At 65.7% G+C, this 22,012-nt stretch carries 17 protein-coding genes and 1 pseudogene; 13 read left to right on the top strand and 5 right to left on the bottom strand.

Annotation, left to right across the window (positions count from 1 at the left end; all coding sequences use genetic code 11):
• Positions 1 to 392: type III pantothenate kinase (locus QZ994_RS04710; protein WP_290868937.1), on the top strand; the 392-nt coding region annotated here is incomplete at its 5' end.
• A gap of 19 nt (positions 393 to 411) precedes the next feature.
• On the opposite strand, the gene QZ994_RS04705 is transcribed toward QZ994_RS04710, so the two are convergent.
• The 3 genes from QZ994_RS04705 to QZ994_RS04695 all read right to left on the bottom strand — a co-directional run bounded on the left by QZ994_RS04705 (position 412) and on the right by QZ994_RS04695 (position 4,138).
• Positions 412 to 2,205, bottom strand: a complete 1,794-nt coding sequence (locus QZ994_RS04705) for an STAS domain-containing protein (RefSeq protein WP_290868935.1) — start codon at positions 2,203 to 2,205, stop codon at positions 412 to 414.
• A 47-nt stretch (positions 2,206 to 2,252) separates the two neighbouring features.
• A complete protein-coding gene (dksA, locus tag QZ994_RS04700; RefSeq protein ID WP_290868933.1) occupies positions 2,253 to 2,909 on the bottom strand; it encodes an RNA polymerase-binding protein DksA in 657 nt (218 codons plus the stop codon).
• A gap of 185 nt (positions 2,910 to 3,094) precedes the next feature.
• A complete protein-coding gene (locus tag QZ994_RS04695; RefSeq protein WP_290868931.1) occupies positions 3,095 to 4,138 on the bottom strand; it encodes a GTP-binding protein in 1,044 nt (347 codons plus the stop codon).
• A gap of 234 nt (positions 4,139 to 4,372) precedes the next feature.
• Here QZ994_RS04695 and QZ994_RS04690 point away from each other — a divergent pair, with 234 nt between their 5' ends.
• From QZ994_RS04690 to QZ994_RS04665, 6 genes are all read left to right on the top strand, one after another.
• On the top strand, positions 4,373 to 5,137 hold the full coding sequence (locus QZ994_RS04690) for an HlyC/CorC family transporter (RefSeq protein WP_290868929.1): 765 nt from the start codon (positions 4,373 to 4,375) through the stop codon (positions 5,135 to 5,137).
• Positions 5,138 to 5,153: 16 nt separating this feature from the next.
• On the top strand, positions 5,154 to 6,770 hold the full coding sequence (lnt, locus tag QZ994_RS04685; RefSeq protein ID WP_290868927.1) for an apolipoprotein N-acyltransferase: 1,617 nt from the start codon (positions 5,154 to 5,156) through the stop codon (positions 6,768 to 6,770).
• 143 nt (positions 6,771 to 6,913) lie between these two features.
• The gene (glyQ, locus tag QZ994_RS04680; protein WP_290868925.1) at positions 6,914 to 7,834 is read left to right on the top strand and encodes a glycine--tRNA ligase subunit alpha; all 921 of its coding nucleotides are present in this window, start codon (positions 6,914 to 6,916) and stop codon (positions 7,832 to 7,834) included.
• Positions 7,835 to 7,836: 2 nt separating this feature from the next.
• Entirely contained in the window at positions 7,837 to 10,020 is a 2,184-nt protein-coding gene (gene glyS, locus QZ994_RS04675) for a glycine--tRNA ligase subunit beta (protein WP_290868923.1), read from the top strand.
• A 34-nt stretch (positions 10,021 to 10,054) separates the two neighbouring features.
• Positions 10,055 to 10,663, top strand: a complete 609-nt coding sequence (gene gmhB, locus QZ994_RS04670; RefSeq protein WP_290868921.1) for a D-glycero-beta-D-manno-heptose 1,7-bisphosphate 7-phosphatase — start codon at positions 10,055 to 10,057, stop codon at positions 10,661 to 10,663.
• Positions 10,660 to 11,661, top strand: a complete 1,002-nt coding sequence (locus QZ994_RS04665; RefSeq protein WP_290868918.1) for a M48 family metallopeptidase — start codon at positions 10,660 to 10,662, stop codon at positions 11,659 to 11,661. The genes gmhB and QZ994_RS04665 overlap by 4 nt, the downstream gene beginning before the upstream one ends.
• 1 nt (position 11,662) lies before the next feature.
• On the opposite strand, the gene QZ994_RS04660 is transcribed toward QZ994_RS04665, so the two are convergent.
• Positions 11,663 to 12,751, bottom strand: coding sequence for an MBL fold metallo-hydrolase (locus QZ994_RS04660; protein WP_290868915.1), 1,089 nt, complete (start codon positions 12,749 to 12,751; stop codon positions 11,663 to 11,665).
• A 214-nt stretch (positions 12,752 to 12,965) separates the two neighbouring features.
• Here QZ994_RS04660 and aceK point away from each other — a divergent pair, with 214 nt between their 5' ends.
• A complete protein-coding gene (gene aceK / locus QZ994_RS04655) occupies positions 12,966 to 14,840 on the top strand; it encodes a bifunctional isocitrate dehydrogenase kinase/phosphatase (RefSeq protein ID WP_290868945.1) in 1,875 nt (624 codons plus the stop codon).
• A 71-nt stretch (positions 14,841 to 14,911) separates the two neighbouring features.
• Here aceK and QZ994_RS04650 read toward each other — a convergent pair whose 3' ends face one another.
• Positions 14,912 to 15,685, bottom strand: a complete 774-nt coding sequence (locus QZ994_RS04650) for an outer membrane protein assembly factor BamD (RefSeq protein WP_290868943.1) — start codon at positions 15,683 to 15,685, stop codon at positions 14,912 to 14,914.
• 261 nt (positions 15,686 to 15,946) lie between these two features.
• On the opposite strand from QZ994_RS04650, the gene QZ994_RS04645 reads away from it, so the two are divergent.
• From QZ994_RS04645 to rlmN, 5 genes and pseudogenes are all read left to right on the top strand, one after another.
• Positions 15,947 to 16,936 (top strand): RluA family pseudouridine synthase, encoded by a 990-nt coding sequence (locus QZ994_RS04645; RefSeq protein WP_290868941.1) that lies wholly within the window; start codon positions 15,947 to 15,949, stop codon positions 16,934 to 16,936.
• 319 nt (positions 16,937 to 17,255) lie between these two features.
• A pseudogene (gene scpB, locus QZ994_RS20005) lies at positions 17,256 to 17,768 on the top strand (SMC-Scp complex subunit ScpB); the annotation flags it as partial.
• A 341-nt stretch (positions 17,769 to 18,109) separates the two neighbouring features.
• Positions 18,110 to 20,251 (top strand): 23S rRNA pseudouridine(2605) synthase RluB, encoded by a 2,142-nt coding sequence (rluB, locus tag QZ994_RS04635; protein WP_290868909.1) that lies wholly within the window; start codon positions 18,110 to 18,112, stop codon positions 20,249 to 20,251.
• Positions 20,252 to 20,401: 150 nt separating this feature from the next.
• Positions 20,402 to 20,827 (top strand): nucleoside-diphosphate kinase, encoded by a 426-nt coding sequence (gene ndk, locus QZ994_RS04630; RefSeq protein ID WP_290868906.1) that lies wholly within the window; start codon positions 20,402 to 20,404, stop codon positions 20,825 to 20,827.
• Positions 20,828 to 20,853: 26 nt separating this feature from the next.
• Entirely contained in the window at positions 20,854 to 21,996 is a 1,143-nt protein-coding gene (gene rlmN / locus QZ994_RS04625; protein ID WP_290868903.1) for a 23S rRNA (adenine(2503)-C(2))-methyltransferase RlmN, read from the top strand.
• The last annotated feature ends 16 nt before the right edge of the window (positions 21,997 to 22,012 follow it).

Genomic DNA, 22,012 nt, shown 5'->3' with positions numbered 1-22,012 from the left:
CGCCGGTGCTGGCCGTGATGGTCGGTACCGCGGTCACCGTGGATGCGGTGGACGGGGCAGGGCGCTTTCTTGGTGGGCTGATCCTGCCTGGTTTCGGGCTGATGTACCGGGCGCTGGAAAGCGGTACTGCCGGCCTGAAGGTGCCGACTGGCGAGGTGCACGACTTTCCCACCAACACCAGCGACGCCCTGATGAGCGGCGGCACCGATGCCATCGCGGGGGCCATCGAACGCACGCTGAGGCGGCTGCAGGTCAAGACCGGGCGTCAGCCGGTGTTGATCATGTCGGGTGGGGCCTCGCCGCGCCTGTCACACCTCGATGAGCTGCCGGCGCAGGTGGTGGAGAACCTCATTTTCGAGGGCCTTTTGACCCTGGCTGCCGAGCGGCGCTGAATGCCTGGCGCGATGGGTTTCAGTGGGTGCGCAGCTTGACGCTGGCGTGCTCGTTGATGCCCATTGCCCCGAAGAAGAGGGCGACCAGACGGTGGGGGTTCAGGAAAATGACCTGCCGGTCTTCGGCGCGGCGGGCCAGCACCCAGTTGAGCAGGTCGCCAGCGGCGATGAAGTCCACGCGCAGCAGGTGTTCGCAGTCGATCTCCAGCGCGACGCTGGCGCCCAGCTGGGTGTCCAGCTGGGTCAGGGTCTTGCCGATGTCGCCAGCCAGCTGGCCGGACAGGTGCAGCGCGGCCACCTGAACGAATTCCACATCGTTCTGCAACTGGGATTCGACGAAACTCGTGGTGACCTCGCTCACGCGGGAGAGGGGGCGAGTGTGGGGGCTGATGGCATCCTGACTCAGTTTGACGCTGCACAACGCCGGCTCCCATGAAGGGGGCGACAGCTCGTAAGTCACGCAGTAGTCGATGGCGACTTCGTCAAACTGCACAGGCAGGTTGCACAGGCGCAGGACGTCCAGCCTCAGCATCCAGTACGCCGGATCGGTGTCGCGCATGCCCGTGGGGGTCAGGTCGGCCAGCAGGCTCAGCAGAGGCTGGGTGCCGACCCAGATCAGCTCGACGCGCTCCTGCGCCCACTGCCGCATCAGCAGGCCGAGCTGGTGGGCCGCTTCGGGGCTGAGCCGCTGAACATGGCGCCAGTCCATCACCCAGGGGCGGGGCATTTGCAGCACTTCCACGCGCAGCTGGGCGGCCACGTCCTGGTCGATGCGTGCAGGCGCGACCCATCCCTCCAGGGCACGTTGGGCGACAGGTGGGGCATCCGGTCCGGCTTCGGTGTCCGGGCCCGCGTCGATCGACAGGGGCGGGTGCGCATCGGTGCCGGGCGCGTGACCACTTGCCAGGAAGTGCGCCACCTTTTGCGGGTAGGAGAACCACTGCGGCGCTGACAACCCGAAATGCTGTGCATAGGAGACCGCGAGTTGCTCGAACTTCTGGGGCAGGTCGACCGTGCGGTAGAAGTCGAACAGGGTCAGCCAGGTTTCGGCGTCGTGGTGACGCACCGCACCCGGTTGAACCAGGTCGAGCAGGCAGCGCTCGCACTGGTCGAAGTCCGCGTTCGCGAAGGCGATCACGGCCTCGTCAAGTTCCGGGTCGTGCGTGACCTCGGTGACCTTCACGTCCAGCGGGTTCTGAAAGCCGCTGGGGGCCATGGGCGCACTCAGGGGCGCGGCAACCGCTGCAGCGGCGCGCGAGGCGCTGGCCCGAGCGGAATCCAGCACGGCCTGCGAGATCATGGGCGGCGGTTCGTCGTCCAGATCGAAGCTCAGTGCTTGTGTCGGTGCGCCGGAGAATGGGCTGGGCAGTGTGGTGCCGATGTCGGCCAGCGGCGCGGTGGGCCGGTAAGCGTTGGCGGCGTGGTTGGGCTGGGCCGGAGAAGGGGCTGTCCCCTGGGGGCGGTTGCTGCCCACCATCTGCAATTCGATCTCGTCGATCTTGGCCTTGACCGTGATGTCGGAGCGTGTGCCAGTTTGCGGACGAGAGTCCGGGTCGAGGTTGGAGCTCGCGCCCATCGCCAGCGCGTGATCCTGGCTCAGGCCTTCTCGGCGGATCTTGCGCAGCATGTCGAGTTCGCGCTTGCGCACGAAGTCGTTACGCCGCTTGCGCTCGATCATGGCCTTGATTTCGGTCTTGGCGTACTCGCTCTCGGCGCCGTCGGAGCCGGGGTTGTCGAGCGCGTTCCAATCCGTGGTCGGGTTGGCCACGAAGCGAACGACCTTGCGCAGGAATCCGCCGGCTTCCTTGCTCATGGGTTGCGTTCGCTCTGGGTTGTCAAGTCGAGGTCGCTTTCGCCGGCTCAGTCGCCGAACATCTTCTGCTTGAGTTCACGGCGTTGCTGCGCTTCCAGCGACAGCGTGGCCGTCGGGCGAGCGAGCAGGCGGCCCAAACCGATGGGTTCGCCGGTTTCGTCGCAGAAGCCGTATTCGCCGGAATCCAGTCGGGTCAGGGCCTGGGAGATCTTCTTGAGCAGCTTGCGCTCGCGATCGCGGGTGCGCAGTTCCAGTGCGTGCTCTTCCTCGATCGTGGCGCGGTCGGCCGGATCGGGCACGATGGAGGTGTCTTCACGCAGGTGCTCGGTGGTCTCGCCGGCGTTGGACAGCAGGTCTTCCTTCTGGGCTTCGAGGCGAGCCCGGAAAAAGTCGATCTGCTTGTCGTTCATGTACTCGCCATCGGGCATGGCCATCAGTTCGGCCTCGGTCAGGTCGCGACCTGCTTTGGTTTTCCAGGCGTTGGCGAGTTTGGGGTCGGCCTTGGTGGCAGTGCTGGGAGGCATGTTGTCGGAGGTACTGATGTTGGACGGACGGCGTCCTGGCGCCACGGATCTGGCAGATGCGAGGGCTTCGGCGGTTTCCGCCGGAGCTTGAGGATTCGTTTTCGCTGGCCTGGGCTCAGCGGCTTTGGCGACGGTGCTCTTCTTGGCGGCAGGCTTGGCCGAGGCGGACGGTTTGGTCATCGGATCCTCCTTCCGAAAATGCGTGGTCAACAGACGGGGTCTTGTTGGGGTGACGCATGGCCGGGGACTGCTCCATCGCCTCGTGGTTCATCGCGGGGTGTCTGCCTGTTTGCCGAAGGCGCGCGGATTGTAGCCACGCTTGCCGCCAGATTTCACAGGAAGATCCCCGAAGGTGTTCATTTCGGTTACGCGAGGGACTGATCCAGGCCTGCCTTGAACAGCTCCTGAGGCAAGTCGATGCCGATGAAGACCATTTTGCTGACCTTGGTTTCGCCCGCAGCCCATTTGGGGCCCAGGTCACTGCCCATCAGCTGGTGCACGCCCTGGAACACCACCTTGCGGTCCATGCCCTTGACGTGCAGCACGCCCTTGTAGCGCAGCATCTTGGGGCCGTAGATCTGCACCATCGAGCCCAGGAAGTCTTCCAGTTTGGTGGCGTCGAAGGGCTTGGTGGCCTTGTAGACGAAGGATTTCACGTCGTCGTCGTGGGCGTGGTGGTGTGGGTGGTCGCAATGCTCGCCATGGGCGTGGTCGTGACCATGGTGGTGGTCATGGCCGTGCTTGTGGGCTTCGTCCTTGAGGAAGTCAGGGTCGATATCGAGCTTGGCATTGAGGTTGAAGCCCTTGAGGTCAAAGACCTCGGTGATGGGCACCTCGCCGAAGTGCACGCGCTTTTGCGGTGCGCGGGGGTTCATGTGCTTGACGCGGTGAGCCAGGTCATCGGCCTCGGCCTGGCTGACCAGGTCGGTCTTGCTGATGAAGATCTGGTCGGCGAAGCCCACCTGGCGGCGTGCTTCCTGGCGCTGGTCGAGTTGGTTCTGGCCATGCTTGGCGTCGACCAGGGTGACGATGGAGTCGAGCAGGTAAAGCTCGGCGATCTCGTCGTCCATGAAGAAGGTCTGGGCCACGGGACCCGGATCGGCCACGCCGGTGGTTTCGATCACCACGCGGTCAAAGGTGAGGGTGCCTGCCTTTTTCTGTTTGGCGAGGTCGGAGAGGGTGTCGCGCAGGTCCTCGCGGATCGTGCAGCAGATGCATCCGTTGTTCATCTGGATGATCTGCTCCTCGGTGTCGGCCACGAGGATGTCGTTGTCGATGTTTTCCTCGCCGAATTCGTTTTCGATCACGGCAATTTTCTGACCGTGGGCTTCGGTCAGGATGCGTTTGAGCAGCGTGGTCTTGCCGCTGCCGAGGAAACCGGTGAGGATGGTGACGGGAATCAGGCTCATCCGGCGAGTGTAGCCCCCTTGGCCGCCGCAGCCATCGGGTACTGGATGGAATGACACGACCATGGGGTATTCTTGCGGCATCTCAACCACGACACCCCTTCCGTGTCCGACACCTCCCCCAGTCGATCCTCCCGGAGCGACAAACCCAAGGGCCCGTCACGGGCGCCTGACCGCCGCAGTCTTTTTGTCCGCCTGGTGGAGTTCATCTCCCCGGGGCCAGACTCGACGGCGGAATTGATCCAGTCCCTGGCCGAAGCCGAGCACCGCGAGCTGATCGAGCCCGAATCCCGCGTGATGCTGGAGGGCGTGATCCGCATGGCCAGCATGAGCGCGGGCGACGTCATGGTGGCCGTGCGCCGCATGGACGTGCTGGACATCGATGCCCCCTACGACGAGCTGCTGGCCCAGGTGATCGACACGGGTCATTCCCGCTTCCCGGTGTTCGAGGGGCACAAGGACAACATCATTGGCATCCTGATGGCCAAGGACCTGCTCAAGCTGCAGCGGGCGCCGGAGTTGAACCTGCGGACCCTGTTGCGCCAGCCCGTGTTCGTGCCAGAGTCGAAGGGGCTGAACGAACTCCTGCGCGAGTTCCGCTCCAACCGCAGCCATCTGGCCATCGTGATCGACGAGTTCGGCAAGGCGGCCGGGTTGATCACCATCGAAGACGTGCTGGAAGAGATCGTGGGCGAGATCGAGGACGAGTTCGACGACGAGGACCACCAGTCCAGCATCTTCACCCTGGCCGATGGCAGTCAGCGTGTGGCGGGCGATGCCGCGATCGAATCGGTCAACGAAGCCTTCGCCACCGACCTGCCCTTGGCGGATTTCGACACGATCGGTGGCCTGGTGGCCCACGAGCTGGGGCGTGTGCCGCGCCGTGGCGAGCACCTGGACCTGGGTGGCTTGCGCTTCAAGGTGATGCTGGCCCGTGGTGGTGCCGTGCGCTGGTTCAAGGTGACGCGCGCGCCCGACGTGGCCGATGGCGCCGAGTCCTGATCGCCCTGGTGCCGTTTTGACCTCGTTTGTTCAGGAGGCGCTGGCAGTGCACCCGCAGCGTGTGGGCTGGGCCTCGCGCCTGGGCGTGTTCATGGCCGGCGCGTGTCATGCCCTGGCCTTGTCGCCGATGGTCGCGGCTTGGGGGAGCTGGTGCCCCGCCTTGCTGCAAAGTCTGGCGCTGTCGGGTCTGTTGTGGGTGCTGGCGCCCTTCAGAACCCCTCGGCAGGTGGCGGGCCTGACCTGGCTGTATGGCACGGTCTGGCTTTTGGGTGCCACGGGCTGGATGTATGTGAGCCTGCACACCTATGGCGGCTTGCCGTTCTGGCTGGCAGGCGCAGCCGTGGGGCTGCTGTGCATGGCCCTGTCTGCCTACATGGCCCTGCTGGGCTGGGTCTGGGCGCGCTGGCGCATGGGCGTCTGGTGGCGCGATGCGCTGGCCTGGGCGGGGCTCTGGTTGGTCGTCGAATGGGCGCGGGCCATCGTGCTGACGGGTTTCCCCTGGGGCGCCAGCGGCTATGGTCTGGTCGACAGCCCCCTGGTGGTGCTGGCGCCATGGGTTGGCGTCTATGGCATGGGGGCGATCTGGGCTTGCTTGTTGGCGCTGGTCGTTTGGTCGTGGCGGCGTGAGGAGGCTCTCGCTGTACGTGGCATGGGGCTCGGCCTGGCCAGCCTGGCGGTGCTGGGTTGTGGGGTGCTGAGGCAGTTTCCTGCTGCCGTGGATTTCACGCGTCCCCATGGCGGCCCTTTGAGCGTGAGCCTGCTTCAGGGTAATGTGCCGCAGGACGAAAAATTTCGCGAAGACCGCCAGGTGCCGATGCTGATCTGGCACGGCCAGAACCTCCTGGCCTCGCGCAGTGACCTGGTGATCGCCCCTGAAACCGCCATTCCTTTGTTGCCCTCGCAACTGCCACCCGATTACTGGGCGCAGGTTCAGGCCGGTTTTGGCGAGTCGACCGGGCGTGCCGCCCTGATCGGCATCCCTTTGGGTGATTTCCAGCGTGGCTACACGAACTCGGTGGTGGGGGTGGGGCCTGGGCACCCGGCGCCCGATCCGGAGTCGCCGCGGGCCTACCAGTACAGCAAACACCATCTGGTCCCGTTTGGCGAGTTCATTCCCTGGGGCTTCCATTGGTTCGTGCGCATGATGAACATGCCATTGGGTGATTTCCGTCGGGGCCCGCTCGTGGCGCCGTCGTTCGAGGTCAAAGGGCAGCGCGTGGCCCCGACCATCTGCTATGAAGACCTCTTCGGCGAAGAGATTGCCGCCCGCTTCACCGAGGCGGGTCGAGCGCCCACGATCCTCGCCAATGTCAGCAATCTGGCGTGGTTCGGGGAGTCGGTGGCGATCCACCAGCACCTGCAGATCGCACGGATGCGCTCGCTCGAGTTCCAGTTGCCCACGCTGCGTGCGACCAACACCGGTGCCACCGTGCTGATCGATCACCAGGGTCGTGTGGCTTCCAGTCTGGCGCCCAACACGCGCGACGTGCTCCACACCGTGGTGCAGGGGCGAGAGGGTGTGACCCCGTTTGCCTGGTGGGCTGGCCGATGGGGGCTGTGGCCCGCGCTGTTGGCCGGTTTGCTGTGCGCGGTGCTGGGTGCCGGGTCTCGCAGGGCTCGGCCGGCCCACTAGAATCGGGGTTTTGGCGACGACGCGGTGCCCCTGGCGGCGCTTCATCGTCCAGCCCTGTGCCTGCCTCTGGCAGGCGAGTCGATTTCACGATCACCGACGCCCACTGGCCCATGCGCCGGTTGGCGGTCTACCAAGGTTCATTCATGCTGACTTTCCAGCAAATCATCCTGCGACTCCAAAGCTACTGGGACGCCCAGGGTTGTGCACTGCTTCAGCCCTACGACATGGAAGTGGGGGCCGGCACCAGCCACACCGCGACCTTCCTGCGCGCGCTCGGCCCTGAGCCCTGGAAGGCCGCCTACGTGCAACCCAGCCGCCGTCCGAAGGATGGCCGTTATGGCGAGAACCCCAATCGCCTGCAGCATTACTACCAATACCAGGTGGTGCTCAAGCCTGCGCCGGCCAACATCCTCGAGCTCTACCTGGGTTCGCTGGAGGCGCTGGGCTTCGATCTGAAGAAGAACGACGTGCGCTTCGTCGAAGACGACTGGGAGAACCCCACGCTTGGCGCCTGGGGTCTGGGCTGGGAAGTCTGGCTCAATGGCATGGAAGTGACGCAGTTCACCTATTTCCAGCAGGTGGGCGGCATCGACTGCAAGCCCGCGACCGGCGAGATCACCTACGGCCTGGAGCGCCTGGCCATGTACCTGCAGGGCGTGGAAAACGTTTATGACCTGGTCTATGCGCCGGGCATCAAGTACGGCGATGTGTTCCACCAGAACGAGGTGGAGCAGTCGACCTACAACTTCGAGCACAGCAACGTCGAATTCCTGCTGGGTGCCTTCACGAACTACGAGACCCAGGCCAAGTACCTGATCGAGCAGCAACTGGCCCTGCCCGCTTACGAGCAGGTGCTGAAGGCCGCACACAGTTTCAACCTGCTGGACGCACGCGGTGCCATCTCGGTGACCGAGCGCGCGGCCTACATCGGTCGCATCCGCAACCTGGCGCGCGCTGTGGCCGCCTCCTACCTCGACAGCCGCGCTCGCCTGGGCTTCCCCATGGCGCCCAAGGAATGGGCCGACGAAGTGCTGGAACAACTGAACAACAAGAAAGCCGCCTGAGCATGAGCACGAACAACCTGCTGGTTGAACTCTTTGTCGAAGAGCTGCCCCCGAAGGCGCTGAAGAAGCTGGGCGAATCCTTTGCGGTCGTGCTGGCCGACAGCCTGAAAGCCCAGGGGCTGGCCCCGGCCGATGCCGTCGTCACCCCGTATGCCTCGCCGCGCCGCCTGGCCGTCCATGTGACCCAGGTGGCCGCCAAGGCTGCCGACCAGGCCGTGCAGCAAAAGCTGATGCCGGTGAGCGTGGGCCTCGATGCCGCGGGCAACGCCACGCCCGCCCTGCTCAAGCGCCTGGCAGGCCTGGGAGCCGGCCCTGAAGCCGTGGCCGGTCTCAAGCGTGCGCCCGATGGCAAGGCCGAAGCGCTGTTCTTTGACAGCATCAAGCCCGGTGCAGCCCTGGCGGATGGCCTCCAGGCCGCCTTGAACGAATCCCTCTCCAGGCTGCCCATCCCGAAGGTGATGAGCTACCAGTTGCAGACGGGTGAGGGCGAAGGTTTCCAGCCGGGCTGGACCAGTGTCAACTTTGTGCGCCCCGCGCATGGCCTTGTGGCCCTGCACGGCGAGGCGGTGGTGCCTGTGGCGACCCTGGGCCTGAAGTCGGGCCGCGAGACGCAGGGTCATCGCTTTGAGGCAGCGGTCAGCCCTGTGGTGCTGAAATCGGCCGACACCTATGCCGAGCAGATGCAGGCCGAAGGCGCCGTGATCCCGGGCTTCGAGGCCCGCCGCGCCGAAATCGTGCGCCAGCTGGCTGCGGCCGCTGCGGCCGCCGGTGCCAACCTCAAGCCGATCGACGACGAGGCCCTGCTGGACGAGGTCACCGCCCTGGTCGAGCGCCCGAACGTGCTGATCGGCCGCTTCGACGCCGCTTTCCTGGAAGTGCCGCAGGAGTGCCTCATCCTCACGATGAAGGCCAACCAGAAGTATTTCCCGCTGCTCGACACCACGCCGGGCCATGAAGGCAAGCTGAGCAACGCCTTCCTGCTGGTGAGCAACATCAGCCCGGCCGATCCGAGTGCCGTGATCGGTGGCAATGAGCGCGTCGTGCGCCCGCGCCTGGCCGACGCCAAGTTCTTCTTCGACCAGGACCGCAAGAAGACGCTGCAGTCGCGTGTGGAAGGCCTGAGCAAGGTCGTCTACCACGGCAAGCTCGGCACCCAGGGTGAGCGCGCCGAGCGCGTGCGCGCCATCTCGCATGCCATCGTGCAGCAATGGAGCCTGGGCACCGTGCCGTTCACGGTCGATGCGCAAGACCACTTCGCTGTGCTGGACAGCAAGGCCCAACAGGCCGCGATGCTGGCCAAGACGGACTTGCTGACCGACATGGTCGGAGAGTTCCCCGAACTGCAGGGCATCATGGGTGGCTACTACGCCCGACACGAAGGCCTGCGCGACGGTGTGGCGATTGCCATCGAAGACCACTACAAGCCCCGTTTCGCCGGCGACAGCCTGCCGCGCAACCACACGGGCACCGTGGTGGCCCTGGCCGACAAGCTCGAGACCCTGGTGGGCCTCTTCGGCATCGGCCAGTTGCCCACGGGCGACAAGGACCCCTTCGCCCTGCGCCGTCACGCCCTGGGTGTGATCCGCATCCTGATCGAGAACAAGCTGCCCCTGGCCCTGCCAGCGCTGATCGCAGCGGTGGTGCCCGCTTTTGGCGAGCTGATCAAGGACCCGAGCGAGCCCCTGCTGGCCTTCTTCCAGGATCGCCTGGCCGTTTCCCTGAAAGAGCAAGGCTACAGCGCGCAGGAAGTCGACGCCGTGCTGGCCTTGAGCCCGCAGCGCCTGGGGGACGTGCCCCTGCGCCTGGCCGCCGTGCGCGCCTTTGCCGGTTTGCCCGAGGCGGCTTCGCTGGCTGCGGCCAACAAGCGCGTGGGCAACATCCTGAAGAAGGCCGATGGCGCGGTGGAAGCCCGTGTCGACACCGGCTTGTTGAAGGAGCCTGCAGAGGCCACCTTGTTCGAGGCCCTGCAAGCCGCGGCCCCCAAGGCCGCAGCGGCCTTCGAGCAAGGTGATTACACGGGGTCGCTGCAGGCGCTGGCCGTGCTCAAATCGCCGGTGGATGCCTTCTTTGACGGGGTCATGGTCAATGCCGAAGACCCTGCCTTGAAGGCCAACCGACTGGGCTTGCTGGCCACCCTGCATGCTGCGATGAACCAGGTCGCCGACATCTCCAGACTGGCGGCCTGATCTGAGCAACCGTGCGCACCACCCCGGAGAGGGCATGAAGCTGGTCATCCTCGATCGAGACGGCACGATCAACCACGAGCGTGAGGACTACATCAAGTCCAGCGACGAGTGGGTGCCCCTGCCTGGCTCGCTCGAGGCGATTGCCCGCCTCAACCACGCGGGCTGGCAGGTGGTGGTGGCGACCAACCAGTCGGGCATCGGGCGCGGCCTGATCGACATGGTCGCGCTCAACGCCATGCACGCCAAGATGAACCAGATGCTGGCCCGTGTGGGTGGACGGGTGGAGGCGGTGTTTTTCTGCCCCCACACACCCGAAGACCAGTGCAGTTGCCGCAAGCCGCTGCCGGGCCTGTTCCAGATGATCGGCCAGCGTTTTGGTTGTGTGCTCGACGGCGTCCCGATGGTGGGAGACCTGCCGCGTGATGTGTTGGCCGCGCATTCGGTGGGCTGTGAGCCTCACCTGGTCCGCACCGGGCAGGCGGGCGCACTGAGCGAGCAGGACCTGCTCGACTTGCGCGAGCGGGTACCGGGTCTGACGATCCACCCCGATCTCTCGGCCTTTGCCGACTTCCTCATCCTGCGCGACCGTCAGAATCATGGTGAGGACGATCCGGTGTCCACGCACACGGGAGAGCTGGGATGAAGCAGCCGGAGCCTGGGCAGATGGGTCTGTGGGGGGATGAGCCCTTTGCGGAGCCGGAGTCGGGTTCCGCATGGGGTGCAGGATCGCCAGCGGCCTCTGGTCCGGGTGGGGCGGGGCGTGTGCCGAGCGGTGCTTCCGGCCTGACGTCGCCAGCGTCGCTCCCACCGGACGACGATGCAGACGCGCCAGCAGGTGCCGCGCCCTCGCACCGGTATCCCGAGCGCCAGCCCGGCACGTTGCCGCACTTCCGTCACCCCCAGGCCGAGCGGGAAATCCGCCTGAGCAAGGCGGTGGTGGGCTACGAGGTCAAGCGTGCACGGCGGCGCAGCATTGGCATGGTGGTGGGGGTGGATGGCCTGAGTGTCAGGGCGCCCCGCTGGGTGTCGTGGTCAGACATCGAAACCGCTTTGCGCGCCAAGGAGCGCTGGATCTGCACCAAGCTGGTTGAACAGCGCGAACGCGCGCAGCGGCAGATGTCGGCCCGCATCGACTGGCGGGAGGGTGCGAGCGTGCCTTACCTGGGCGATTCGCTGGTGGTGGTACTGGACCCGCGCATCGCAGGGGGGCAGTTGCACGAGGTCTTGCCCGATGCGGGCTTGCCGGGTGTGCCCCAGCGCACGCTGCACCTCGGGCTGCCGCACCAGGCCACGCCGGAGCAGATCCGTGATGTGGCCGAAGCCTGGTTGCAGCGCGAGGCCATGCGTGTTTTCAGCGAGCGGGTGCCGGTCTACGCCAGCCAGCTCGGCGTGAAGGTGCGCAAGCTCAGTCTGTCTTCGGCGCGCACCCGCTGGGGCAGCGCCAGTGCCGATGGGTCGATCCGCCTGCATTGGCGCCTGGTGCACTTCAGCATCAGCATCATCGATTACGTGGTGGCCCACGAACTGGCGCACCTGCGCGAAATGAACCACAGTCCCGCCTTTTGGGATGTCGTTCGCTCCATCATGCCCAGCTTCGACGCGCCACGCGAGCAGCTGCGCCACGTCGCCATCCCCGACTGACTCAGGCGCGGCTGAAGCGCCACACCCCCAGCTCATCCTGATCGCGCCGCAGTTGGCCCTGATGCCACAGGTGGTTCAGGTGCGCGACGGCCTCGCCCATGGCAAAGGTGGTCTGGTGCAGGTCGAGTGCGCGCTTGAAGAGCACGGGCAGCAACTCGGCTGCCGTGTGCGGGCGCTCGGCGCAGGCTGCCATGACCTCGTCCAGCCGCTCGCGGTGGTGCGCTTGCAGTGCGTCGATCCGGGCGTGGATGCCCTTGAAGGGAAGGCCATGCGAGGGCAGGGCCAGGGTGTCTGCCGGCAGCGCGCGCATCCGCTCGATGGAGGCCAGAAAGAGCCCCAGCGAGTCGGCGTCCGGCTCCTGGTCGGTCACGCTCACATTGGTCGAGATCTTGGGCAGCAGCATGTCGCCCGAGATCAGCAGGCCGTCCGCTTCGCTGAACAGGGCGATGTGCTCCGGGCTGTGCCCAAAGCCGGCGAGGCATCGCCATTCGCGCTGGCCGATCCGCACGCCTTGGCCATCCATCAGCCTGCTGTAGGCCCATGGCACCGCTGGCACGAGTGAGGCGTAGTAGTCGCCTCGCTCGCGCACCTTGGCCAGGTCTTCGGGATCGTTCAGGCCGTGGCTGTGAAAGAAGCTGGCCGCACGTTCGCCGCCAAAGCCCGTGGTGGTCTGGCTGGCGATGAGGGCGGCCAGGTGGTCGGTGGCGCTCATCCACAGGCGTGCCGGTGCGCCCGGTGCGCTGAACTGGTCAATCAGCCACTGGGCGTTGCCAACGTGATCCGGGTGCATGTGGGTGACCAGCATGCGCAGCAGGGGCTGTGTGCCCAGCGGGCCTTGCCAGAGCGTCGACCAGGCCTCTCTGATGGGGGCCGAGGCGATGCCCGCGTCCACAACGGTCCATCCCGGGCGGCCCTCGACCTCATCGTCCAGCACCCAGAGGTTGATGTGGTTCAGCGCAAAGGGCATGGGCATGCGCACCCAGTTCAGGCCTGGCGCCAGAGGCATCAGGGTGCCGCTGGCGGGCAGGGCGTCGCCCCAGGGGTAGTGAGGGAGGAGGGCGTCAGCGGGCATGTCGGGCTGGGTCATCATGGTGTGGCGACAGAGGGCCTGGGCATTGTGCCTGTGCCTGCATGGCTGCCTGGCTGCGGGTGTGATGCGGATCTTGTCGAGCACTCAGGGGCGATTTTCCGAGCGGAGGCAGGCAGGATGCGCTGTGGCAGTTTGGCGCAGGCGATCAGGGCGCTCTGACGGGTGCGCGCCTTGCATAATCCAATGCTCACCCCACCATGACAGGGTCTGCATGATGTTCCCGCAACAGCTCACCGACACCCGCGTTTTCGAGATCGCCAAGGCCTTGCTGGATGGCTTTGACCGCCACTACCAGATCTTCAGTGAAACGAACGCCCAGTCCAAGGCCCGCTTCGAGGCGGCCGACTGGCATGGCCAGCAGCTCGCGCAACGCGCCCGGATCGAGTTCTACGACCTGCGGGTGGACGAGGCCGTCGAGCGGCTGGAGAAGGACTACGGCGCCAGCAAACTGCCCATGGAGGTCTGGCACCAGATCAAGCTGTTCTACATCGGCTTGCTGACCGGCCACCACCAGCCCGAGCTGGCCGAGACCTTCTTCAACTCGGTCACCATCCAGATGCTGCACCGCAAGTACTACCGCAACGACTTCATCTTCGTTCGGCCAGCGGTGTCCACCGAGTACATCGACGACGAAGAAGGCAAGCCCACCTTCCGGGCGCTCTACCCGAACAAGGACAACCTGCGCGACACCCTCAAGCTGATGGTCGAGAGCTACGAACTGGCCATCCCGTTTGACAACCTCGATCGCGACGTTGACCTGCTGTACGCGGCCTTGCTGGAGCAAGTCGGCAACGTCCGTCTGCGCACCAATTTCCAGATCCAGGTCCTGTCCTCGCTGTTCTTCCGCAACAAGGGGGCGTACATCGTTGGCAAGGTGATCAACGGCTTCCGCAGTCTGCCGTTTGCGATCCCCATCCTGCACAACTCCCAGAACCAGCTCTACATCGATGCGGCCCTGTTTGGCGAGGACGATCTGCTGGCGCTGTTCAGCTTTGCCCGCGCCTACTTCATGGTCGACATGCCGGTGCCTTCGGCCTATGTGCAGTTCTTGCGCACGCTGATGCCTCGCAAGCCCCGTGGGGAAATCTACAGCGCCATCGGTCTGCAAAAGCACGGCAAGAACCTGTTCTATCGCGACTTCCTCTTTCATCTGCGCCATTCGACCGACAAGTTCCGCATTGCGCCGGGTATCAAGGGCATGGTCATGCTGGTGTTCGACCTGCCGTCCTACCCCTTCGTGTTCAAGGTGATCAAGGACTACTTCCCGCCGCAGAAGGACACCACGCGCGAGCTCATCATGGGCAAGTACCAGCTCGTGAAGCAGCACGACCGTGTCGGGCGCATGGCCGACTCGCTGGAGTTCACCAAGGTGGCTTTCCCGCGCGAACGCTTCGAGGAGGAGCTAATCGACGAGTTGAAAAAATTCTCTCCCAGCGTGATCGAAGAAGAGGGGGACCAGCTCGTCATCAAGCACCTCTACATCGAGCGCCGCATGGTGCCGCTGAACATCTACATCCAGGAGGCCAACGAGACCTCGCTGGAGCACGCCGTCATCGAATACGGCAACGCCATCAAGGACCTGGTGGCCGCCAACATCTTCCCCGGCGACATGCTGTGGAAGAACTTCGGCGTCACCCGCAACGGCAAGGTCGTGTTCTACGACTACGACGAAATCGAATACATCACCGATTGCAACTTCCGCAAGGTGCCCGCGCCGCGCAACGAAGAGGACGAGATGTCCGGCGAGATCTGGTATTCCGTGGGCAAGTACGACGTCTTCCCCGAAACCTTTGGTCCCTTCCTGCTAGGCGACCACCGTGTGCGCAGCATCTTCATGAGGCACCATGCCGACCTGCTGGAGGCCGATTTCTGGCAGCAGCATCAGGCGCGCATCAAGGCGGGCTACGTGCACGACGTCTTCCCTTACGACCGCTCGCGGCGCTTCATTCACAAGATTCAGGGGGGCGAGGGCTCGTCGGCCGACGCAACCCCGGTCGAGGAGCCTGTCGATGTGCGCCCTTTGGGCCGTGAGGTGCACGACCAGGGCGTGCTCAGTGGCTTCACGGCCGGGGGCGTGGACGCAGGTTGACCGAACGCCTCAGCGCCGGATCCACCATGAAAAAAGGCCCCTCGGGGCCTTTTTGCTGTCTGCTGTGGGGCTCACCAGAGCTGCCACCAGGGCTTGTCGTCAACCTTGGCCACAGGCCCATTCAGGTAGGGGCTGTTCGGGAAGCTCTGGCGCAGCACGCGCAGGGCATCGTCACGCAGTGGGTCCAGTCCCAGGGCACCGTAGCTCTGCGCCATGATCGACAGCGCCTCTTCGATGGCCGGTGACTGGCGGTATTCCTTGACAGCCTGCTGTGCGCGGTTGGCAGCCGCCACATAGGCGCCGCGACGGTAGTAGTAGCGCGCCACGTGCACCTCGCCTGCGGCCATCGAGTTCACGATGAAGCCCATGCGGAGGCGGGCATCGCCCGTGTACTTTGAGTTGGGGAAACGCTCCGTCAGCGTCTTGAACGACTCGTAGGCATCGCGCGAGGCCTGCTGGTCGCGCTCAGACAGGTCCTGGCGCGAGAGCCGGCCGAACAGGCCCAGGTCGTCGTTGAAGTTGACCAGGCCCTGCAGGTAGTAGGCGTAGTCCAGCGCAGGGCTGGTCGGGTGCAGGCGGATGAAGCGTTCCAGCTTGGCCAGGGCCTGGGCCTTTTCGCCGGTCTTGTAGTAGGCGTAGGCGAGGTCGATCTGGGCCTGCTGGGCCAGAAGGGTGCCCGAGGCGCGCGCTTCGACCTTCTCCAGCTTCTTGGTGGCGGTCTCGTAGTTGCCGTCGGCCGCGTCTTCCTTGGCGTCTGCGTACAATTTGTCCGGGCTGATGTTGGCGTACTCGTCCTTGGGTGCGCTCTCGCAGCCGGCGAGTGCCGCGCACAGCGCCAGGGCCATCAGGCCAGCACGGCGGGCAGAAGTCAGACGCCGGGTGGGTTGGTTCAGCAGTTTCACGTTGTATGGGGTGCGGATGTGTCCGCCCGCAGTATAGAAGGCCCCGCAGCCCATTCCGCCGTCCTCGGCTCGCTTCACATTGGTTTCCGCATGGCACGACCCCGAACTCCCTCTCCCGCCCGGCTCGCGAGCCCCACACTGGCCGAGCCTCTGCTGGAGGACGACGAAGCGGAGGATGCAGAAGAAGGGGGCGGTCTGCATGCGATGCCGCCCGGCGCATCCTCTGCCGAGCCGGTGGTGCGCGAGCTGCGCGTGGCGTCCACGCAGCATGGGCAGCGGCTGGATGTGTTCCTGGCTGCCGAGGTGACCGAGTTCTCGCGCAACCACCTCAAAAGCCTGATCGAGGGGGGCAGCGTCGTCGTGGCGGGTGTGGTCGCCCTTTCCGCCTCTCGCAAGGTGGCTGCAGGTCAGGTCGTTTCGGTGACGCTCAAGCCCACGGCCCAGAGTCAGGCCTTTGTGGCCGAACCCATGGACCTCGACGTGGTCTTTGAGGATGCGCACCTCATGGTGGTCAACAAGCCGGCCGGGCTGGTGGTGCACCCGGCTGCCGGCAACTGGACGGGCACCTTGATGAACGGCCTGTTGGCCCATCACAGCGGGGCCAGCGAGTTGCCACGCGCCGGCATCGTCCACCGCCTCGACAAGGACACCAGCGGACTCATGGTGGTGGGCAAGACCCTGGCTGCCGTGACGGCTCTGAGCCGTGCCATTGCCGCGCGCGAGGTCAGCCGCCAGTACCTCTCCCTGGTGCAGGGCGAGGCGCCCGCGGCCTTCACCGTCGAGGCGCCGATCGGGCGCGATCCGGTGACCCGGGTGAAGATGGCGGTGGTGGGCTCGGGCAAGCCCGCACGCACCGACGTGCAGCGGCTGTTGCTGGCGCAATGGGCGCCAGTCCAGCCTGGGGCCACGGTGTCGCAGCGGGTCGCACCCCGCTGGTACAGCGGGGTGTTGTGCACCCTGCACACCGGCCGCACGCACCAGATTCGTGTGCACCTCAGCAGCCGAAAACACCCCCTGGTGGCCGACACCCTGTACGGCGGCTCGCCGGCCTTGGGCATGACCCGCCAGGCCCTGCACGCCACCCGTCTGGCCTTCACCCATCCTGTCACCGGCGAAGCGCTGAAATTCGAAGCCCCGCTGCCTGAGGACATGGCCTCCGCCTGGTCCCTGCTCGAGTCGGCTTTGGCTGCCTGACGCACTTCTTGCGCCACGGAAGCGCAAGTCGTGCATAATGGGGTGCAAATCGGGGCGAAGAACCCCGCGTCAAGGCGCCCACAGCACACCGACTGTCTGGCCGCCCCGGCATCCGGGTGATGCCCCTGACACACGCCACCCCTGACTGTTCCCCTGTAGACCGATCCGCCCTGCGAGCCTGATGGCGACGACACGGATCCCCACGATGCGCCAGACCGGCATGCCGGTTGGCTTCGCCGGCCTGCTCAAGGCGGCTTCATACAAGGTTTGTTGACCGACGCCGTGCCGCCTGTGCCACGGGTCCCGACCGATTGAAGAGATGGAAGTCCTCAATCCCCAGAGCGCCTTGCGCGTTCTCGAAGCGGCGCTTCTGTGCGCCGACCAACCCATGACGGTGCGCGACATGCGCCAGTTGTTCGATGACACCGTGTCGGCCGACACGGTGCGAGCGATGCTGGCCGATCTGCGCGGCCAGTGGGAGGGGCGCGGGGTGGAATTGAGGGAGCTGGCCTCAGGCTGGCGCTTCCAGACCTGCCCTGACGTGCAGTCGCACCTCGATCGGCTCAACCCGGAAAAACCGCCGAAGTACACCCGAGCGACCCTGGAAACGCTGGCGATCATTGCCTACAAGCAGCCCGTCACGCGGGGCGACATCGAAGACATCCGCGGCGTCACCGTGAGTTCGCACATCGTCAAGCAGCTCGAAGAGCGGGGGTGGGTCGAGGTGATCGGTCACCGCGATGCGCCAGGCCGTCCGGGGCTGTACGCCACGACCCGTCAGTTCCTCGACGACCTGGGTCTGGCCTCGCTGGCGCAGTTGCCGACGCTCGACGGCCTGCCGGTGGGGCAGGCCCTGTTGCCCGGCCTTGAGCCCGAGGGCGACGAACTGGTCGAGGGGCTCGGTGAGGTTGCGGAGCAGGGTGAGGACGGCTTGAGTCTGCCCGACCTGCTCGACCAGATCGATGCCCCATCCGCCGAGGGTGTATCGCCCGCTTTGGACTTGGCGCCTGCCGTCGAGTCACTTGAACCAGTGGCCGATGCGCCTGCCGTGCGCCCGGTCGATCCTCCTTCATCCGATGAGGGTGTGCCCTTGGCCACCTCATCCGACCTGCAGGCCGACGGCCTCGCGTCGACGCCAGATTTTCCCGCTCCATGACCATTGATCACGTGCCCATGTCAGAACCCCAAGAACAGCCCTTGGTCACCGAAGAGGTGGTCAAACCCAAACGCACCCGCCGCCCCAAGGTGAGCGAAGCCGCTGACGCCGCGCCTGCGGCGGCCCCGCAGGCTGCGGAGGCGTCTGTTGCCGTCGCCGCTGCGGAAGCCGCGCCCGCTGAACCCAAGCGCGCACCGCGTCGCCGCAAGGCGGCCGATGCGGTGGTTGAGGGCGAGGCTGCGCCGGTGGTGGTTGAGCCCGTGAGCGCTGCGCCAGCCGTGGCCGAAGAGCCTGCCGTGGCCAAGCCCCGTCGCGCACCGCGCAAGAAGGTGGCGCCCGAAGCCCAGGCGGCGCTCGATCTGAGTGAGGCGCCCGCGGCGGCCGCACTCCCCGCCGCCGAACCTGTCAAGGAAGCGGCCAAGGAGGTGGCGCCCCACGGTGTGCTGGAGCTGGGTCCTGAAGTGGCCGAAGCCGTCGCCCCGCAGGCGGAGGTGGTCGAAGGTGGCGAGGTGCAGGCCGAAGGCCGTGCGCCCCGTCAGCGTGACCGCAGCAAGCGTGGCGACCGCGCAGAGCGTGGTGAGCGCAGTGATCGTGGTGATCGTCCTCCGCGCGGCCCCCGCCCTGAGCGCGTGGCTGCCGAAGGCGATGCCCAGGTGTCGTCGGCCGCAGAGGGTGGCGAAGGCGCCCCTGAGTTGGACGCCGATGGTCGCCCCTCGCGCCGTGCCGTGATGGCCGCCGAGCAGACCCAGGAGGTCTATGCGGAGCTGCTGTCGGGCGAGTTCGACGAAGTCCGCGAAGAAGAAGCCGCTGAAGGCGAGGGCGAAGAAGCTGCCGCCTACAAGCGCGTGCTGCGCCCTGAGCCCGATGCGCCCAAGCTGCAGAAGGTGCTGGCCCAGGCTGGCGTCGGGTCGCGTCGCGACATCGAGCAGATGATCGAAGACGGTCGCATCGAGGTCAACGACCAGGTCGCTCACATCGGTCAGCGCATCTCCTTTGGGGATCGCATCAAGGTCGCTGGCCGCCCGATCAAGGTTCGCATCCAGCCGCCGGCTGCCCGGATCCTGGCTTATCACAAGCCCACTGGTGAAGTGGTCACGCACGACGATCCGCAAGGCCGTCCGACCGTGTTCCGTCGCCTGCCCCGTCTTCAGAACGGCAAGTGGATGTCGGTGGGGCGTCTTGACCTGAACACCGAAGGCCTGCTGCTGTTCACCAATTCCGGTGAGCTCGCCAACCAGCTCATGCACCCCCGGTTCGGTGTCGAGCGCGAGTACGCCGTGCGCGTGCTGGGCAAGCTGGAAGACGCTGCCCGCGAGCGCCTGCTTACGGGTGTCGAGATCGAAGGCCAGGCTGCGGCCTTCGTGTCGATTTCCAAGGGCGAAGGCGAGGGTGTGAACCAGTGGTACCGAGTGGTCATCACCGAAGGTCGCAACCGCGAAGTGCGCAAGCTGTTCGACGCCGTGGGCCTCACGGTCAACCGCCTGATTCGCGTGCGCTATGGTGCCATCGTGCTGCCGCGTGGCCTCAAGCGCGGCGTGTGGGTCGAACTGGGTGAGTCCGATGTGCGTGCCGTGAAGTCGCTGGCCGGCATGGATCGCCAGGACTTCGGTCAGGGCCAGGGTCGTCCGGGCAAGCAGGGTGGGCAGCAGGGCAACCGCGGTCAGCAAGGTGGCCAGCAGGGCCAGCAGCGTGCCGAGGGCGGCTTCAAGGGCAAGAACGGCCGCAACGGTCCGCAGCAAGGGCAGGGTGCCCAGGGTGGGCGCCAGGGCGGTCAGGGCAGCCAGGGTGGCTACGGCCAGCAGGGCAACGGCGGCAACAAGCCTCCGCGCTTTCAGAATGATCGCCCTCAGCAGGAGCGCCAGGCCGCGCCGCGTCACGATGGTGACGACGATTTCGACCACATTGGTCCCATCCCCAACCCGCTGGAGCAGACCTTCGACAAGCGTTTTGCCAAGGGCTCCAAGCGCATCACCGCCGGCTTTGGTCGCCCGGACCAGAACCATGGCCGCGACAGCCAACCCAAGGGTGGCCCGAAGCAGCCTGATCCGCTGCAGACCTCGGTGGGCTACATCGGCGCCGATGCCTACTTTGGCAAGGTCGGTGGCGGTGGTGGTCGTCGCGGTGGTGGCGGCGGAGGCGGTGGCCGCGGCCGTCGCTGAGCGGCGGCATCTGCCAGCCGACCCGGGGTGCCCTGCCCACGCGCAAACCCGCGTTGACAGGGCGGTCCATCACACTTGTTTGCATTGAACCGACATCGACCCGCATTACAATGCCGGGTTTTGTCAAGACCATTGACCTAGGAGAACTACATGGCCATCGAACGCACCCTCTCGATCATCAAGCCCGACGCCGTCGCCAAGAACGTCATCGGCCAAATCGTGTCCCGTTTTGAAGCCGCCGGCCTCAAGATCGCCGCTGCCAAGCTGGTGCAACTGTCGCAAGCCGAAGCCGAAGCTTTCTACGCTGTGCACGCTGCCCGTCCTTTCTTCAAGGACCTGGTGAGCTTCATGATCTCCGGCCCCGTGTTCGTGCAAGTGCTCGAAGGCGAAGGCGCCATCCTGAAGAACCGTGACCTGATGGGCGCCACCGACCCGAAGAAGGCCGAGAAGGGCACCATCCGTGCTGACTTCGCCGACAGCATCGACGCCAACGCCGTGCACGGTTCTGACGCCGCTGAAACCGCTGCTCAGGAAATCGCTTTCTTCTTCCCCGCTCTGAACGTCTACAGCCGCTGAGCTGCTGCGTGCACTGAAGAAAGAAGATGAACGCCGTCAACCTGCTCGACTTCGACCTTGAAGGCTTGACCGCGTTCTGCGAGCAACTGGGTGAGAAGCGCTTCCGCGCCACCCAGTTGTTTCGCTGGATCCATCACAAGGGCGCGACCGACTTCGATCAGATGTCGGACCTCGCCAAGTCGCTGCGCGGCAAGCTCCAGGGTGTTGCCACCCTCCAGGCCTTGCCCGTCATCAGCGAACACGTCTCGTCGGACGGCACCATCAAGTGGCTGTTCGACGTGGGCGGCGGCAATGCCGTCGAAAGCGTCTACATTCCCGAAGACGACCGTGCCACCCTGTGCATCTCGTCGCAGGCTGGTTGTGCCGTGGGATGCCGTTTCTGCTCCACGGGCCACCAGGGCTTCAGCCGCAACCTCAGCACGGGCGAGATCCTCGCGCAGCTCTGGTATGCCGAGCACACCCTGCGCAAACGCCTGGGCACCACCGAGCGCATCATCAGCAACGTCGTGATGATGGGCATGGGCGAGCCGCTGCAAAACTACAGCGCCCTCGTGCCCGCCCTGAAGGTCATGCTGGACGACCACGCCTATGGCATGTCGCGTCGCCGCGTGACGGTGTCGACCTCGGGCGTCGTGCCCATGATCGAGCGCCTGGAAAAAGACTGTCCCGTGGCCCTGGCCGTGTCGCTGCACGCGCCGAACGACCCGCTGCGCGATGAACTGGTGCCGCTGAACCGCAAGTACCCCATCGATGAATTGCTGACGGCCTGCAGCAGCTACCTGAAAGCGGCCCCGCGCGATTTCATCACCTTCGAATACTGCATGCTCGATGGCGTCAATGACACCGACGAGCACGCCCAACAGCTGATTGCCCTCGTCAAGGGGCGCATCAACTGCAAGTTCAACCTGATTCCTTTCAACCCCTTCCCGGCCTCGGGGCTGTTGCGTTCCAAGCCGGAGCGGGTCCAGGCCTTTGCCCGCCTGCTGGCGGATGCCGGGCTGATCACCACGGTTCGCAAGACCCGGGGCGACGACATCGATGCGGCCTGTGGTCAACTCGCCGGCGAGGTGCAAGACCGCACCAATGCGCAACAGCGCATGCAGCGCCAGCCCGTGGCCGTGAAGGTCTCGGGTCCGGTGCCAGGTACGCGGCACCGCGCTGCCCCATGAGTGCCCTGTGTCGGGG

It is taken from the genome of Aquabacterium sp., assembly GCF_021768455.1.
Classification (GTDB): Bacteria; Pseudomonadota; Gammaproteobacteria; order Burkholderiales; family Burkholderiaceae_C; genus Aquabacterium.
Note: the sequence above shows the minus strand (reverse complement) of the source record. Positions and strands in the feature narration are given on the sequence as shown.